The organism is Sphingomonas faeni (assembly GCF_040407495.1).
Classification (GTDB): Bacteria; Pseudomonadota; Alphaproteobacteria; order Sphingomonadales; family Sphingomonadaceae; genus Sphingomonas; species Sphingomonas faeni_D.
The window spans coordinates 427,943-443,790 of the sequence record NZ_JAPZPP010000001.1; the positions used below are offsets into that span (position 1 = coordinate 427,943).

The following is a 15,848-nucleotide window of genomic DNA, read 5'->3' on the forward strand; positions in this document are numbered from 1 at the left end:
CTCCGTTGCCGGAGAATTCCGGAGCCACGCTCGACGAAACCTTCGACGCCGCCCAGCCGTTCCGCAGTGCAGCACATTACCTGACGAAGGACGCTTATGTTAACCCTCCACCACCTGAACTACTCGCGCTCGATCCGCGTCATCTGGCTCCTCGAAGAGCTCGGCATCGAATACGATCTCGTCAAATACGAGCGTGACGAGAACTTCCGCGCACCGCCCGCGCTCAAGGCGATCCATCCGCTCGGCAAGGCGCCGGTGCTGGTCGACGACGCGCTGACGCTCGCCGAAAGCGCGCCGATCCTGTCGTATATCGACGAGCGTTACGGCGACCGTCGCTTTTCGCCACCGATCGACAGCGATGCGGCCGCCGTGCACGACGAGTGGCTGCAATATGTCGAAAGCTCGGCGTCGTTGCCGATCATGATGACGTCGCTCGGCAAGCGGATGGGTGGCCTGCCCGACGGCCTTGCCAAGTTCACCGGGCCCGAAGTGACCAAGACGCTCGACTATATCGGCGCGGGGGTTGGCGATGGCCCGTATCTGATGGGCGAGCAGCTGATGCTGGCCGATATCCAGATGTGCTACATCCTCGCGATCGCCGAGAGCGCCGGATTGCTCAAGGAGCATCCCGACGTCGCGGCGTATCTGGATCGCCTGCGCGCCCGTCCCGCGTTCATCGCCGCAACTGAAATCGGTGGCCCGCTGATGCCGGCCCGCCGCTAAACACGACGGAAGGGGGTAGCGGCTGCGTTACCCCCCGAAGCTGCGTCCACCGAAGCCGCCGCCGAAGCCGCCGCGCGAGATCACCGAACTGCGCGACTGGACGCGGGCAGGGGCTCTGGCGGTGGTTGGCGTGAAGGCGTCGGAGCCTACGCGGGTCCGGCCGGTCACATAGTCCCGGTTGATCCGGCCGCCGGCACCACCGTAATAATTGCCGTCGCGATCCCGGTACATCGGCGCGCCGCGGTTGCCGAAGCCGCCGTTGAGCGCCTGCCCGACGAGGAAGCCCGTCAACAGCGGCGTGAAGAAGCTCCCGCCGCTGCCGTTGTTGCGCGGCTCGCACTGCGCGGCGCCATATTGCTCTTCGCAGGTCTGCCGGTCCTGAAACCGTGGCGCGGTCTTGGCGGCATCGGCCTTCGCCTGCTCGAACGCGGTGTCGCACTGCACCGCCGACAGCGCACCCGCCGCGCGGCATTCCGCGACCGACGCATAGCTCTGCGCCTCGACGGGCTTGCCGCCGACATCGCCGTCGCACGCGGTCAGCGAGATGCCCGATCCTGCGATCAGGCTGGTGAGGACGATCGATCTGGAACGCTTCATCGCTATGCCCTTCAGTTCGTCATGCAGGCGGCGTTGAGGATGCCGACGCACAACGAGATGCTGCCCATATAGGTCGCCGCCGCGATTTCGCCGCGGACGATCCGGTCGTTGAAGTCGCGCATCACGAAATGCTGGACCACCAGGAACGTCACGATCTGGATCACGCCCGCCAGCAACGCCCACACCGCGAACTCGAGCAACGAGACGGTATGCGTCAGCGCGGACGCCAGTGGCAGGACATAGCCGAGCAGTGCCGCGCCAAGCGTGATCGCCGCGGCGGTGTTGCCTTCGCGGATCAGCGACTTCTCGTGATACGGCGTCGCGACCTGATAGACGATCTTGAAGACGATTGTGAACGCCCCCGCCGCGACGAACGCGATCAGGAAGGCGAGCGCGCTGGCGCCGAAGCTGTATTGGTCGATCATGGCATTTCCCCCGCAGCCGTCTGCGCGCGACGCTAGGCCCTGAACTCGCCGAGTTCCAGTGCCACGCCCAGCATGATCTCGAACGAGACGTCGCCGGACTCCGTCTCCATGTCGATCGCGAGCAGCAATTCGCGCCCGTCGTCGCCCGGCAGGTCGCGGCTGAACAGCATGCAGGTCTGGAAGATGCGGCGATCGACGATCCCGTCGCGGTCGTCGTGCAGTTCCTCCCAGAACGTCACCGGCTCCTGCTCTCTGGCTTCGGGGCCGAACCATGCGCGGCTGTATTCGGGCAGTCCTTCCGCGGTGAAGGTGCGTGCCTTGAGCCGGCTCTTCCACGCCGGGCGCTCGGCGGCCGATGACGGATAGCTGCTGTCCCATGGCGCGAACAGCGTGACATCCGTCACGTCCTGCCCATCGCGGTCGTTAGACACCGCCTGGAACATGATGTCGTCGTCGGTGTAGAACCGGTGGACGAACCCGCCTTCGTTGAGGTCGATCAGCCCCTGAGCGACGATCACCAGCGTATCGCGGTCGAACGGGAACAGGAGTTCGGACCCGAACCGGCGCCATGCGAGGGGATCGACCGTCACCGTGCGCCCCAGCGTGACGTTGCGGACGACGGGCAGGGCGTTGCCGTCAAGCGCTGGCTTGCGGCCGAACAGGCGATCGAACATGCAATCCTCGCGTCTCTGTGGTTGGCGTGCCTCTTAGGCCAAAGCGGGCGGGCTCGCAAAGCGCAACCCTGTCATCCTGACGAAACACTCTCGTCATCCTGACGAAAGTCAGGACCCAGAGCCGTAAACGCCGCGCTTGGTTACCCTGGGTCCTGACTTTCGTCAGGATGACGGAAGGAAGAGCAGAATGACGGAAGTGGGGAGGGTGGCAGGCGCTTGCGAAAAGCCTATGTGTGCGGTCGAGCGACAAGCACGGGAGTTCTTGCATTGACCGACATCTGGACCGTCCGCAGCCTGAAGGCCGCGCTCGACACGTCCGAGCCCGCGAAAGCCGGCGAGTTTTCCGCACGGATCCTGGAGGGCGCGGACCCGGTGCTGCTGGTGACGATGCACCATCACGGCGATCTCGAACTGTTCGTCAACGTCAGCGAGGCGCAGATCGCGTGCTCGACTTTGCTGTGGCCGTGCGACGAGCAGGAGGACCAACTGGCGTTCAATACCTTCCTGCTGAAGTCGCAGAAGCTGGTGCCGTTGTCGAACTTCGGGATCGGCACGGTCGATGGCCGCGATTATTACGAGTTGTTCGGCGAACTCGCGACGTCGAGCCGGCTCGATACCGTGATCATCGAACTGCGCACGCTTGCCGAGAATGCGATCGATGCGGCCACCGACCTGCGCCACGCGCAGATTCCCGCTGCCTGACATCATCGCCTGATTTAGATACAAACGGAGAGACTGGCATGGCCATCTGGAGCAAGCTTTTCACCCTCGGTCGCGCTGGCGCGCACGAAGCGGGCGCGGCGGTCGTCGACGCGAACGCGCTGCGTATCCTCGACCAGGAAATCCGCGATGCTGACAAGGCGCAGGGCAAGGCGCGCGACGATCTCGCGGGGCTGGTAGCGCGTCGCCGCATCCTCGAAACCGAGGTCGAGAGCTTCCGCGCCCAGGCGACCAAGTACGAGGCCTCCGCGCGGATCGCGGTCGAGAAGGGCAACATGGATCTCGCGCGCCAGGTGGCGCAGCGGATCGCCGATCTCGAACAGGACATCGCGCTGAAATCGCCGCAGGTAGAGGACATGCGCGCCGCCGAGGAGCAGATCCACACCGCCGTCGCGCAGACCGATCGGAAAATCGAGCAGCTCCGTCGCGAGGTCGAGGTCGTCAAGGTCAACGAGTCGGTGCAGAAGGCGCAGGCCTCGGTCGCGTCGGGCAGCATGGGTGCGGGCAACAAGCTCGGCTCGGCGGCGGACAGCCTCGCGCGTATTCGTGAACGCCAGGCGATCCGCGGCGAGCGGATCAAGGCTGCGGGTGAACTCGAGGACCGCCGCACCGGCGCCGATCTCGACGAGAAGCTCCGGCTGGCAGGCATCGGACCGGGGCAGTCGTCGGCGGACGACGTGCTCGCGCGCCTGACGGCACCGCAGACTCCGCAAGTCGGCCAGACGTTGCAGATCGGGCAGCGCGACGACTCCAAGACGTCGGACTCCTGATGCGCCGGATCGCGGTCGACCCGCGCGGCGACTGGCGCGAGCGGGCCGACGCGATCGGGTTCGTCTATCACGACACGGATGGCGAACCCTATTGGGACGAGGGCGCGGCCTACAGCTTCACGCTGGCAGAGATCGAGGACGACCTCGAACCCGCCGCGGAACAGTTGCACGCGATGTGTCTCGATCTGGTCGACGAGGTGGTCCGCGACCAGCAACTGATGGAACGCCTCGCGATCCCGCGCGAGCAGTGGAATTACGTTGCTGAGACATGGCGGACTCGTCAGCCGTCGCTCTACGGGCGGTTCGATTTCGCCTATGACGGCACCGGCCCCGCCAAGCTCTACGAGTATAACGCCGACACGCCGACGTCGGTGTTCGAATGCGCGACGTTCCAGTGGATGTGGCTGGAGGATCTGCTTGCGAGCGGCGCGTTGCCGGCTGGAACGGACCAGTTCAACAGCCTGTTCGACAAGCTGCGCGAGCGGTTTCGCGCGCTGTTCCCGAGCGGCGGCTTCGTCCATTTCGCCGCGGATGCGTCGGCGATCGAGGATCGCCAGACGGTGCGGTTCTTCGAGGATCTGGCGTCGCAGGTCGGGATCGAGCCGAAGTTCGTCGAGATGAAGGACATCGGTCTCGCCGCCGACGGGCGCTTCGTCGACACCGACGGCTTCGAGGTGCAAGCCGCGTTCAAGCTGTATCCGTGGGAGTTCATGCTCCGCGAACCCTATGCGCCCAACCTGTCGCGCGCCGACGTGCGCTGGATCGAGCCGGCGTGGAAGTCGATCCTGTCGAACAAGGGCATCCTGCCGCTGCTGTGGCAGCGGCATCCCGAGCATCCGAACCTGCTGCCCGCGTTCTTCGACAACGATCCCGCCGCGAAGATCCTCGGGCCCAAGTATGTCCGCAAGCCTTTGTTCTCGCGCGAGGGCGCGAACGTCGAGGTGATCGGCGAGAGCGGCCACACTGTGCTCGACCAGGGCTATGGTGCCGAGGGCGCGATCCGCCAGGCCTATGCACCACCGCCGACATTCGACGGCCGCCATCCGGTGATCGGCGCGTGGATGGTCGGCAACGAAGCCGCGGGGATCGGCGTTCGGGAAGATGAAACGGTCGTGACGCGCAATCTCGCGCGGTTCGTGCCGCATATCATCGAGGCGAATGATGACTGACGCGCGAGACCTGCCCCCGTTGCCGCCGATGGAGCGGTTGGTCGAACTGATGTTCGATGCGGCCCGGACGGGGCGGGACGAGATGATCCCGGCATTGTTGCAGGCGGGCGTCGATATCGAGGTAACCGACGCAAAGGGCTACACGCCGCTGGTGATCGCCAGCTACAACGGCCAAGCCGAAGCCACCGCGGCCCTCCTTGCGGCAGGCGCGAAGGTTGATGGCGCGGCGGACGCGCGCGGCAACACCGCGCTGATGGGCGTCTGCTTCAAAGGCTATACCGAGATCGCGCAGATCCTGCTCGATGCCGGGGCCGACGTGAACCGGCGTAACGGCGTCGGCCAGACCGCGCTGATGCTGGCGGCGCTGGTGAACAAGACCGCGATCATCGATCTGTTGCTGGAGCACGGCGCGGACCCGGCGATCGTCGATGCGGCGGGGAACAGCGTGCATTCGCTGGCGATATCGCAGGGGAACTCGGCGCTAGCGGCGCGGTTCGCTCGGGGTTGATACGACCCCGTGTCCACGGTCTAATCCGTCATCCTGACGAAAGTCAGGACCCAGGGTTACGGACGGCACCCTTGTGGCTCTGGGTCCTGACTTTCGTCAGGATGACGGATCATTGAAGGTGCTACGTCGTTCGTCCGCTTCATGCGTCGTCGGCAACACCGCCCCGACATGCGCCTCGCCCCGAGCCTCCGCCAGCCGCACCTGCCGCTCGCGCTCCGCATAGCCCGCCCGCTGCACCTCGTCCCGCGCGTCATGGCAAGCCGGGCAACTCACCCCCTCGACATAGAACGGCGACGAACGGTCCGCGACACTCACCGGCATCCGGCACGCATGGCACAGGACATGACTTCCCAACGCTAGTCCATGTCCGACCGCAACCCGCTGATCGAACACGAAACACTCCCCCTCCCAAAGGCTCTCCGCCTCGGGCACCGTCTCCAGATACTTCAGGATGCCGCCCTTGAGGTGATACACCTCGTCGAGCCCCTCGGCCTTCAGGAACGCGGTCGACTTCTCGCAGCGTATCCCGCCGGTGCAGAACATCGCGATTTTCGGCGGCGGGCCGTCGCCGACCAGTTCGTCGCGATGCTCGCGAAACCACGCGGGAAAGTCCCGGAACGTCCGCGTCTGCGGATCGACCGCACCCGCGAACGTTCCGACCGCGACCTCGTAATCGTTGCGCGTGTCGATCACGATCGTCCCCGGCTCGGCGATCAGCGCGTTCCAGTCCTCGGGCTCGACATAATGCCCGACGCCCTCCAGCGGATCGATCGCAGGCTCGCCCATCGTGACGATCTCGCGCTTCAGCCGCACCTTCATCCGGTGAAACGGCATCACCGCGGCGCGCGACTCCTTGACGTCGAGATCGGCACACCCAGGCAGCGCACGGATATGCGCGAGCACCGCATCGATGCCCTCCTCGGACCCGGCGATCGTCCCGTTGATGCCCTCCGCGGCGAGCAGCAAAGTCCCCTTCACCCCGTTCGAACAGCACACAAGCGCGAGCGGCGGCTGGATCGCGGCAATGTCGGCGAACGGCGTGAAGCGGTACAGCGCCACGACGCGGATGGGCAGGGTTTCGGTCATCGGTTCATCGTGCAGGGGAGGAGGTACGCCCCCTTAGCGCAAGTCGCCCGCTGCGTCAGCCTGCGGTGACGATCATCCCGTCGACCACCGCGACCGGCCAGGGCGTCAGTCGCGTGCCCCCGCACGGTCCGCCGACGCACGCGCCGCTGTCGATCTCGAACAGCGCGGAGTGCCAACTACACGCGATCAGATCGCCACGCGGCGTGAGATAGTCGTCGAGCACCTGCGCGAGCGGAAGTCCCATGTGGGGGCAGCGATCGACATAGCCGAACACCACGTCGCCCTTGCGCACGACAAATCCGTGGAAGCGGCCGGCGCGCATCTGGAGGACGAAGTTCCGTGCCTTGCCGTCGATGATCGCATCGAGCGGCGCGAGTTTGATCCCGCCCGGCGTCGCGGTCAGCCGTTCGCTGTCGCTCATGCGTGATCGGCGTCCGGTTGCCGGGCCGGATGGGCGGCGGCAAAGGCGGTGAGAGCGCGGGCCTTTTCGGCAGCGGCCATGAGGCGGGGGTAGGGCGAAAGATCGACCGCGAACCGCTCGGCCGAGTAGACCTGTGGCACCAGATGGCAGTCAGCGATCGTCGGCGTCGCGCCAAACGCAAAGCCGCCGTCGTGGTACCCGATCAGCGTTTCCAGCGCGGCGAAACCGTCGCCGATCCAGCGTGCGATCCAGCGGTTCACCGCAGCCTCGTCAGCCCCGAACTCCGTGCGCAAAGCGTTCAGGATACGAAGATTGTTTACCGGGTGGATGTCGCAGGCGATCGTTGCGGCCATCGCACGGACGATCGCCCGGTGGTTCGCGGCGGCAGGTAGCAGCGGCGGGTCGGGATAGGTCTCATCAATCCATTCGAGGATCGCGGGGCTTTGTGTCAGGATCGCGTCTTCGGTCTCCAGCGACGGCACGAGCCCCTGCGGATTGAGCGCGCGATACCCCGCTTCGCATTGCTCACCTTTGCGAAGGTCGTGCGTGACCTGTGCATACGCCACGCCTTTCAGGGCAAGTGCGATGCGGACGCGGTAGGCGGTGGTCGAGCGCCAATAGCCGTGCAGCGTCAGGCTCACTTCGGCAGCACCGCCTTGGGGAAATCCGACCAGACCGCATCATAATCGAGTTGCGAATGCTCGAGCGCATAGGCGGTCGGCTTGTACGGCCAACAGCTCTCCAGCATGAAGGCCATCGTCCCGTCGATCTTGTGCGGCTTCAGGTCGGCCGCGCTCGCACCCTGCCAGCTCGCCAGATCCGGCCCGTGGCCCGACATGAGGTTGTGCAGCGAGATACCGCCCGGCGCGAACCCCTCCGCCTTCGCGTCATACGCGCCGGTGATCAGCCCCATAGCCTCGGACATGACGTTGCGGTGGAACCAGGGCGGGCGGAACGTCCCCTCGGCGACCATCCAGCGCGGCGGGAAGATCACGAAATCGGCGTTCGCGCGGCCAGGCACGTCGCTGGGCGAGGTCAGCAGCGTGAAGATTGACGGATCGGGATGATCGAAGCTGACCGTGTTGATCGTGTTGAACCGCGACAGGTCGTACCGCCACGGCGCGAGATTGCCGTGCCACGCGACGACGTCGAGCGGCGAGTGATCGAGCGTCGTAGTCCAGAGCGATCCCATGAACTTCTGGACGACCTCGACCGGCTCGTCGCGGTCTTCGAACCACGCGACCGGCGTCTCGAAATCGCGCGGGTTGGCGAGCCCGTTGGCGCCGATCGGCCCGAGATCGGGCAGCCGGAACAGCGCGCCGTGGTTCTCCGCGACATAGCCGCGCGCTTCGCCATCGGGCAGTTCGGCGCGGAAGCGGACACCGCGTGGGATCAGCGCAATCTGGCCGGGGGCAACATTAATCCGACCGAGTTCGGTGAGCAACCGGATCCGTCCGGCCTGTGGCACGAACAGCAGCTCGCCGTCCGCATCCATGAAAACGCGGTCGGTCATGTCGGTATTGGCCGCGTAGACATGGAGCGCGACGCCTTCGAGATCGGCGGGATCGCGGTTGGCGAGCATCGTCGTCATGCCGTCGATCAGGTCGGTATTCGGAGCAGGCGCCTCGATCGGGTCCCAGCGCAGGCGGTTGGGCGCGAGCGGCGCATCGGTGGTGCCGGGCGCAAACCGCTTGGCGCCGGCGTAGCGCTCGAACGGTGGATGCTCTGCGGTCGGGCGCATCCGGTAGAGCCAACTGCGGCGGTTCTCGTGGCGCGGCGCGGTGAAGGCGGTACCGGAGAGCTGCTCGGTATAGAGGCCGAACGCAGGGCGCTGCGGCGAATTGCGGCCGATCGGGAGCGCGCCGGGGATCGCCTCGGTCGATACGTGGTTGCCGAAGCCTGGCTGATACGCCGTGTCTTCGGTCTGGCCGGCGGTCTCGCCTGCGGCATTGGTCGGCTGGTGGATTGTCATGGCTTCCTCTCCGTCACCTGTTCCGATCAACGCCCGAACCGCCGGCCGTTCAAACTCTTTTCTAATCCCTCTCCCCGACGGGGAGAGGGAGGGAGACGCGCGCTTGCGCGGCGGAAGGGTGAGGGCACGTGCTGGCGTCGCGCGTGCCCTCACCCTCGGCGCTGGCGCGCCTTTCCCTCTCCCCGAGGGAGAGGGCTTAGAACTTACGCGTCGACCGTTATGACCCCGCGGCGGATCTGGTCGAGCTCAATGCTCTCATACAACGCCTGGAAATTGCCGTTGCCAAAACCCTCGTTCCCCTTGCGCTGGATGATCTCGAAGAAGATCGGCCCGAACATGTTCTCGGTAAAGATCTGCAACAACAATCCCTCCTCGCCGACATTGCCGTCGATCAGGATGCGGTTGCGGCGCAGGCGTTCGAGGTCGTGGCCGTGGTTCGGCACGCGCTTGTCGACCAGTTCGTAATAGGTCTCGATCGTGTCCTGCAGCTTGACGCCGCGCGCGCGCAGCTTCTCGACCGTCTCGAAGATATCATCGGTGGTCAGCGCCAGATGCTGGATGCCCTCGCCGTTGTAATCCTTGATGAATTCCTCGATCTGGCTCTTGTCGTCCTGGCTCTCGTTGAGCGGGATGCGGATTGCGCGATCGGGCGCGATCATCGCCTGGCTGAACAGGCCGGTCGCCTTGCCCTTGATGTCGAAATACTTCTGCTCCTCGAAGCCGAAGATCTGGCCGTAGAACTCGGCCCAGGTCCGCATCTGGCCACGCTTCACATTGTGCGTGAGGTGATCGAGCAGGTCGAGCCCGACATTGTTCTCGGCTTCCGCTTCGGCCGCGCCCGGAACCGCGTTCCAGTCGTCGTACAAGCTGCCGGCGGCACCATGCTTTTCGACCAGATACAGCAGCGAACCGCCGATTCCTTCGAGCACATAGCTGCCCTCGCCGAGCGCGCCCGTGCTGGCATCGGCCGCCTTGGCGCCGCGTGCGAGCGCGGCGTCGAATGCTTCCTTGGCGTCATGAACGCGGAACGCCATGCCGCTCGCCGACGGGCCGTGATCCGCGCGGAACGCCGCCGCATGACCACCGTCCTCACGGTTGAGGAGCAGGTTGATGCGGCCCTGCTTGTAGCGGGTGACCGCCTTGGTCGGGTGGGTCGAGGCGGCGACGAAGCCGAACTGCTCGAACTGCGCGGCCATCCGGTCGGGATCGGGCGAGGTGAATTCGGCGAACTCGAACCCGTCGAGACCCATCGGGTTTACGTCCATATGGTCCATGATCACATCCTGACAGTTGGTATCCGTTGTTACCAATCTGGCGGGTTGAACAACTGGTGTCAATCGTTACGATTTTGATATGCCCAACCCTGATGCCACCCGCGCACTCGTCCTGGACGATTTCATCCCGTATCGCCTGTCGATCACGTCGAACCTCGTCAGCGAGGCGGTGGCGGACACGTATGAGGCGCTGTTCGGGCTGACCATCCCAGAGTGGCGGCTGGTCGCGGTGGTCGCCGAAGCCGACGGGATCACGCAGCAGCAGGTCGGCCAGCAGACCCGGATGGACAAGGTCACCGTCAGTCGCGCGGCGATCGCGCTAGTCGAGCGGGGGCTGATGCAGCGACATGCGAACCCGGAGGATCGGCGATCGCATCTGTTGAAGCTGACCGACGACGGCCGCACGCTCTATGCGTCAGTCGCACCGAAGGCGCTCGATCTGGAGCAGCGCATCTTCGCCGGGTTCTCAGGGGCAGAGGTCGAGCAGTTCGTCGCGATGCTGCGGCGGATCGATGCGGTGACGATCGACCTCGTTCAGGACTCCCACGGCGGCATCGGCGACCAGAGACCGCGCAGGTAATCGAGCAGCGCAGCGGTGCCCGACGACACGGGGCCGCGCGCATGGACTGCATAAATCCCGACGTCCGCCGAACCAGCCAGTTCCGGGAGCACACGCACGAGCCTGCCGCTCGCCAGATCCGCGCTGACATCCCATAGCGAGCGCAGCGCGATGCCGACGCCGGCCAGCGTGAGTTCGCGCACGACTTCGCTGGAGTTGGTCGCGACATAGCTCGGGCGGTCGATCGTGACGTCGCCATCGGGTCCGGCTAGGCGCCACGGCATCTGGCCTTTGGCGGCGAGAAGGCGGTGTTCCGTAAGATCGGCCGCGTCGCACGGCGCACTGTAGCTCGGTGCGGCGCAGAGGACGCGACGGCTGTTGGCGAGGCGATGGCCGGTCAGGCTTGGCGGTACGGTCGGGGCGATCCGGATCGCGAGGTCGAGCCGGTCGCCGATCACGTCCGAGAAGCCGTCCGATAGATCTAGATCGAGTTCGATCCCCGGATATGCGTCGAGGAACGGCTTGAGGTGCGGCGCGATGTGGAGGCGGCCGAACGACGTGGGTGCGCTGACCCGCAATGGTCCGGCCGGCGTATCCGTGCGGTCCGACACCCGAGCCTCGGCGTCGCGGATCGCTGCGAGGATCTCCACCATGTCGCTGTGATAGGCGGCGCCGCGCGCGGTGAGGTCGAGGTGGCGCGTCGTCCGGTTGAGCAACCGCACGCCGAGCCGGGCCTCCAGCCGCGCGATGCGCTTCGACACCATCGCCGGCGAGATACCCATCGAACGCCCCGCCGCGCTGAGGCTGGCGGTGCGGACGACCTCGGCGAAGAGGACGATGTCGGGATCCATTCGTTCTCCAGGCGATCAACAGCTTTCGGTTTATGATGTCTAGTGGCGAAGGTGGCGGGCGTCTATCGTCGCGGCAGAGCATAGGAGAGCAGCATGGCCGAGATGATCGAAAAGGCAGGTCTGAAGATCGCCGCATCGCTGGTGGACTTCATCGAAACGCAGGCGTTGCCGGGGACGGGGCTTGAAGCCGCAGCCTTCTGGCAGGGCGTGTCCGACATCTACGCCAAGTTTGCGCCAGAGAATGCCGCACTGTTGGCAGTGCGCGACGACCTTCAGATGAAGATCGATGCGTGGCACGAGGTCCACGCGGGCAAACCGATCGATCAGTCCGCGTACCAGGCGTTCCTGCGAGGGATCGGCTATCTTGTCGACGAGCCTGCGCCGTTCGCGGTCGCCCCGACCAACGTCGATGCGGAGGTTGCCTTGCTCGCCGGCGCGCAGTTGGTGGTGCCTATCCTCAACGCGCGCTTCCTACTGAACGCGGCGAACGCGCGGTGGGGGAGCCTGTACGATGCGCTCTACGGCACCGACGCGATCCCCGGCGCGGCGTCCGGCAAGGGCTATGACGCGGCACGTGGCGCGCAGGTGATCGCTTGGGCGAAGGCTTTTCTCGACGATGCGGTGCCGTTGGCGAACGGATCGTGGACCGGCTGGACCGGTGGCCCTCCTGAGCTCGCCGAGCCAAGCGAGCTCGTCGGGCATGCGGGCGACAATGTCCTGTTGCGTCACAACGGCCTGCACATCGAACTCGTGATCGACTCTGAGCATCCGATCGGTCGTGACGACCCCGCGAACCTCGCCGACGTCGTCCTTGAATCCGCACTCAGCACGATTGCCGATCTCGAGGATTCGATCGCCGCGGTCGATGCCGAGGACAAGGTCTCCGCCTACGCCAACTGGCTGGGGCTGATGAAGGGCGACCTGACGGCTAGCTTCGACAAGTACGGCCGCACGGTCACGCGCGCGCTCGAACCGGACCGGCAGTACACCGCCCCCAATGGCAGCGCGTTCACGCTCCCCGGCCGCAGCCTGATGTTCGTGCGCAATGTCGGCCACCTGATGACGACGCCAGCGATCCTGCTCGTTAACGGCAGCGAGGCTCCCGAAGGCATCCTGGACGGCATCGTCACGTCGCTGATCGGCCTGCACGACCTGAGGGGTACCGGCCCGATCCGCAACAGCCGCGCAGGCTCGATCTACATCGTCAAGCCGAAGATGCACGGCCCCGACGAAGCTGCGTTCACCAACCAGCTGTTCGATGCGATCGAAGACCTGCTCGGTCTCGCGCGCCACACGATCAAGGTCGGCGTAATGGACGAGGAGCGCCGCACCTCCGCCAACCTCGCCGCCTGCATCGCCGCGGTAAAGGACCGCGTCGTGTTCATCAACACCGGCTTCCTCGACCGCACCGGCGACGAGATGCACACCTCGATGCGCGCCGGCCCGATGATCCGCAAGGGCGAGATGAAGGCGTCGTCGTGGATCAAGGCGTATGAGGATCGCAACGTCCAGATCGGGCTTGCCTGCGGGCTCAGCGGCAAGGCGCAGATCGGCAAGGGCATGTGGGCCGCGCCCGACCGGATGGCGGACATGCTCGAGCAGAAGATCGCGCATCCGATGACCGGCGCGAACACTGCCTGGGTACCGTCGCCGACCGCCGCAACGCTGCACGCGACGCATTACCACCGCGTCGACGTCTTCGCGCGGCAGGCGGAACGCAAGGCCGAGCCGATCGCCTCGCTCGACGCACTGCTAACGATCCCGGTCGCGACTGGACATAACTGGCAGCCCGACGAAGTTCGCGAGGAACTGGAGAACAACGCGCAGGGTATCCTCGGCTATGTCGTGCGCTGGGTCGACCAGGGCGTCGGCTGCTCGAAGGTGCCCGACATCCACGACATCGGCCTGATGGAGGACCGCGCGACGCTGCGGATCAGTTCGCAGCACATGGCGAACTGGCTGCTCCACGGCATCGCCACCCCCGACGAGGCGGATGCAGCGCTGCGACGAATGGCGGCGAAAGTCGATGCGCAGAATGCGGGCGATCCGCTGTACCGGCCGATGGCAGGGCATGAGGGCGACAGCCTCGCGTTTCAGGCCGCCAGCGCGCTCGTGTTCGATGGTCTGACGCAGCCGAGTGGGTATACCGAACCGCTGCTCCACGCGTTCCGCGCGCGGGCAAAGGAAAGGGACGCTGCCTGATGCCACTCTACGCGATCGAGGGTAAACGCCCGACGCTGGCCGACGACGTGTGGGTCGCGCCGTCCGCCGACGTGATCGGCGACGCACGGCTGGGGGAGGGGGCGAGTGTCTGGTTCGGGGCGGTGATCCGCGCGGACAACACGCCGATCCTGGTCGGCGCCAGGACCAACATCCAGGAAGGCGCGATGCTGCACTCCGATCCCGGCGCGCCGCTGACCATCGGCGAAGGCTGCACGATCGGCCATCACGCGATCCTGCATGGCTGCACGGTCGGCGACAACGTGCTGGTCGGGATGGGCGCGACGATCCTCAACAACGCGGTGATCGGCGAGAATTGCCTGATCGGTGCGAACGCGCTGGTGACGGAGGGGAAGGTCTTCCCGGCCGGCAGCCTGATCGTCGGCGCGCCAGCCAAGGCGGTGCGGGAATTGTCACCTGAAGCGATTGCCGCGCTTAAGACGTCGGCTTCGGCGTACGCGGCCAAGCAGCGCATCTATGCCGAGGGCCTAAGACTGATCGAAGTATAAGATCCTCCCCCGCCAGGGGGAGGATCGTGAAGGCGGACGCTATCAGAAGGTGACCCGGCCACCCAGCGACAGCACGACCGCGTGCGCATTCTGGAGGAAGCCGTTGGTGATGATCGGCGTCTGGGCTGCGGTTCCCGCATAGGCTGCGGTTACCCGGTCGATCGTCGTATCCGAGAAGTCCACATAGCTCGCCGCCGCGTCGAGCGCGATGTGCGAGGTCAGCTGATACGAACCACCCGCGGCGTAGGTCCAGCGATTGGCGTCGGGTACGCGCGCGTCGCGCAGACCATTCTGCGTCGGCGTCTTGGTCCGCTGCACGCCAGCGCGAATCGTCGCCTTGGGGGTGACGTCATAATCGAAACCGCCCGCCAGGCTCCAGCTGTCGCGATAGTTCTCCGGGATCGCGGTGTTCAGCGGCGCGCCCAGATCGATCGTGTCGAACTTGCTCCAGTTGTACGCGACGACCTGGGCGTTCAGCGTCAGCGCGTTGGTGGCGCGAACGCGACCGGCGACGATGATCTGGCCCGGCGTGTTGAAGCTCGCTTTCGCGCCGTCGAGCGACACGTTCGAACCCGCCAGCGGACCGACCAGCCCGGAGATGTCGAGGCTCCCCTTCAAATTGTGGCGGATGCTCGACTTGTAGCTGATGCCGACGGTGGCGAAGTCGTTATGCAGCTGTACGCCGGCCGTCCAACCGAAATCCCAACCATCGCCCTTGAGCTGCTGGAAGCCGTCCGGCAGCGCCGCCGACACGTTGGGCAACGCATTGTTGAGGGTGGCGTCGGTATACTCGACGTTCAGTGCACCACCGACGCGCAGCCAGTCGGTCACCGCGACGCCGATCGACGGCTGGATGTCGATCGTGCGCAACCGGGTCTTGTCCGCGCTGTACCGCGCCCAGCTGTTCGCCTCGTAGTTCGTGGTGAAGCTGAAGGGCGACGTCACGGACACGCCGATCGCGATCCGGTCGGTCAGCGGATAGGCGACCGCGCCCGATGGCACGACACCGTTGTTGATCGGATCGCGCGATGTGCCGTTGCCGCCGACGGGTGCGAAGGCCTGCCCTGGACGGCGGATCAGCGTGCCGTTGTCGATCACGTCCCCCTTGGGAAGGATTGCGGTAGCGCTGATCGCCGCACTGCCATCGCGGATGCCGGCGATCGCGGCGGGGTTCCACCACAGCGACGAAGGGCCGGTATCGGCGCCCTCACCGGAAAAGGCGCGCCCTGCGCCACGCGCCGACTGCGCCTCTAGATAGAACGCATCGGCATACGCGGTGCTGGCAAACCCGAAGGCGGACACGAGCGCGGAAACCGCGAGAAGCGGGGCTTTGGTACGCAGAGTCATGGACGAGATCCTGAAAGCTATAC

The 15,848-nt window shown here is 65.7% G+C and carries 18 protein-coding genes; 8 read left to right on the top strand and 10 right to left on the bottom strand.

What is annotated here, in order from left to right; genetic code table 11:
- Positions 1-96 precede the first annotated feature (96 nt).
- Positions 97-723 (top strand): glutathione S-transferase family protein, encoded by a 627-nt coding sequence (locus O6W96_RS02090; RefSeq protein WP_353468018.1) that lies wholly within the window; start codon positions 97-99, stop codon positions 721-723.
- 27 nt (positions 724-750) lie between these two features.
- On the opposite strand, the gene O6W96_RS02095 is transcribed toward O6W96_RS02090, so the two are convergent.
- The 3 genes from O6W96_RS02095 to O6W96_RS02105 are packed head-to-tail and all read right to left on the bottom strand — an operon-like array spanning position 751 to position 2,419.
- Positions 751-1,320: a DUF1190 domain-containing protein gene (locus tag O6W96_RS02095; protein ID WP_353468019.1), complete on the bottom strand. Its 570-nt coding sequence runs from the start codon at positions 1,318-1,320 to the stop codon at positions 751-753.
- Between the two features lie 11 nt (positions 1,321-1,331).
- On the bottom strand, positions 1,332-1,745 hold the full coding sequence (locus O6W96_RS02100; RefSeq protein WP_353435682.1) for a DUF350 domain-containing protein: 414 nt from the start codon (positions 1,743-1,745) through the stop codon (positions 1,332-1,334).
- A gap of 32 nt (positions 1,746-1,777) precedes the next feature.
- On the bottom strand, positions 1,778-2,419 hold the full coding sequence (locus tag O6W96_RS02105) for a DUF2491 family protein (protein ID WP_353468020.1): 642 nt from the start codon (positions 2,417-2,419) through the stop codon (positions 1,778-1,780).
- A 267-nt stretch (positions 2,420-2,686) separates the two neighbouring features.
- On the opposite strand from O6W96_RS02105, the gene O6W96_RS02110 reads away from it, so the two are divergent.
- Genes O6W96_RS02110 through O6W96_RS02125 form a run of 4 tightly spaced genes read left to right on the top strand, consistent with a single transcriptional unit; the run spans position 2,687 to position 5,586 of the window.
- A complete protein-coding gene (locus O6W96_RS02110; RefSeq protein ID WP_056049210.1) occupies positions 2,687-3,121 on the top strand; it encodes a YjfI family protein in 435 nt (144 codons plus the stop codon).
- Positions 3,122-3,159: 38 nt separating this feature from the next.
- Complete coding sequence (locus tag O6W96_RS02115) at positions 3,160-3,909, top strand: PspA/IM30 family protein (RefSeq protein ID WP_353468021.1); 750 nt, start codon at positions 3,160-3,162, stop codon at positions 3,907-3,909.
- A complete protein-coding gene (locus tag O6W96_RS02120) occupies positions 3,909-5,078 on the top strand; it encodes a glutathionylspermidine synthase family protein (RefSeq protein ID WP_353468022.1) in 1,170 nt (389 codons plus the stop codon). The genes O6W96_RS02115 and O6W96_RS02120 overlap by 1 nt, the downstream gene beginning before the upstream one ends.
- The gene (locus O6W96_RS02125) at positions 5,071-5,586 is read left to right on the top strand and encodes an ankyrin repeat domain-containing protein (RefSeq protein ID WP_353468023.1); all 516 of its coding nucleotides are present in this window, start codon (positions 5,071-5,073) and stop codon (positions 5,584-5,586) included. The genes O6W96_RS02120 and O6W96_RS02125 overlap by 8 nt, the downstream gene beginning before the upstream one ends.
- A 96-nt stretch (positions 5,587-5,682) precedes the next feature.
- Here the strand turns inward: O6W96_RS02125 and O6W96_RS02130 are convergent, their stop codons facing one another.
- The 5 genes from O6W96_RS02130 to hppD form a co-directional block, all read right to left on the bottom strand.
- Positions 5,683-6,672, bottom strand: coding sequence for a rhodanese-related sulfurtransferase (locus O6W96_RS02130; RefSeq protein ID WP_353468024.1), 990 nt, complete (start codon positions 6,670-6,672; stop codon positions 5,683-5,685).
- Positions 6,673-6,727: 55 nt separating this feature from the next.
- Entirely contained in the window at positions 6,728-7,093 is a 366-nt protein-coding gene (locus O6W96_RS02135) for a Rieske (2Fe-2S) protein (protein ID WP_353468025.1), read from the bottom strand.
- Positions 7,090-7,734, bottom strand: a complete 645-nt coding sequence (gene maiA, locus O6W96_RS02140) for a maleylacetoacetate isomerase (protein WP_353468026.1) — start codon at positions 7,732-7,734, stop codon at positions 7,090-7,092. The genes O6W96_RS02135 and maiA overlap by 4 nt, the downstream gene beginning before the upstream one ends.
- A complete protein-coding gene (gene hmgA, locus O6W96_RS02145; RefSeq protein ID WP_353468027.1) occupies positions 7,731-9,065 on the bottom strand; it encodes a homogentisate 1,2-dioxygenase in 1,335 nt (444 codons plus the stop codon). The genes maiA and hmgA overlap by 4 nt, the downstream gene beginning before the upstream one ends.
- A gap of 203 nt (positions 9,066-9,268) precedes the next feature.
- Positions 9,269-10,339: a 4-hydroxyphenylpyruvate dioxygenase gene (gene hppD, locus O6W96_RS02150; protein WP_353468028.1), complete on the bottom strand. Its 1,071-nt coding sequence runs from the start codon at positions 10,337-10,339 to the stop codon at positions 9,269-9,271.
- 79 nt (positions 10,340-10,418) lie between these two features.
- On the opposite strand from hppD, the gene O6W96_RS02155 reads away from it, so the two are divergent.
- Positions 10,419-10,919, top strand: a complete 501-nt coding sequence (locus tag O6W96_RS02155; RefSeq protein ID WP_353468029.1) for a MarR family winged helix-turn-helix transcriptional regulator — start codon at positions 10,419-10,421, stop codon at positions 10,917-10,919.
- Here O6W96_RS02155 and O6W96_RS02160 read toward each other — a convergent pair.
- Complete coding sequence (locus tag O6W96_RS02160; RefSeq protein WP_353468030.1) at positions 10,874-11,749, bottom strand: LysR family transcriptional regulator; 876 nt, start codon at positions 11,747-11,749, stop codon at positions 10,874-10,876. The genes O6W96_RS02155 and O6W96_RS02160 overlap by 46 nt on opposite strands.
- 102 nt (positions 11,750-11,851) lie before the next feature.
- Between O6W96_RS02160 and O6W96_RS02165 the strand changes: the two genes are divergently transcribed.
- Together O6W96_RS02165 and O6W96_RS02170 are read left to right on the top strand one after the other, a co-directional pair.
- A complete protein-coding gene (locus tag O6W96_RS02165) occupies positions 11,852-13,951 on the top strand; it encodes a malate synthase G (protein ID WP_353468501.1) in 2,100 nt (699 codons plus the stop codon).
- A complete protein-coding gene (locus O6W96_RS02170; RefSeq protein ID WP_353468031.1) occupies positions 13,951-14,478 on the top strand; it encodes a gamma carbonic anhydrase family protein in 528 nt (175 codons plus the stop codon). The genes O6W96_RS02165 and O6W96_RS02170 overlap by 1 nt, the downstream gene beginning before the upstream one ends.
- A gap of 42 nt (positions 14,479-14,520) precedes the next feature.
- On the opposite strand, the gene O6W96_RS02175 is transcribed toward O6W96_RS02170, so the two are convergent.
- The gene (locus O6W96_RS02175) at positions 14,521-15,825 is read right to left on the bottom strand and encodes an OmpP1/FadL family transporter (RefSeq protein ID WP_353468032.1); all 1,305 of its coding nucleotides are present in this window, start codon (positions 15,823-15,825) and stop codon (positions 14,521-14,523) included.
- Positions 15,826-15,848: the final 23 nt, after the last annotated feature.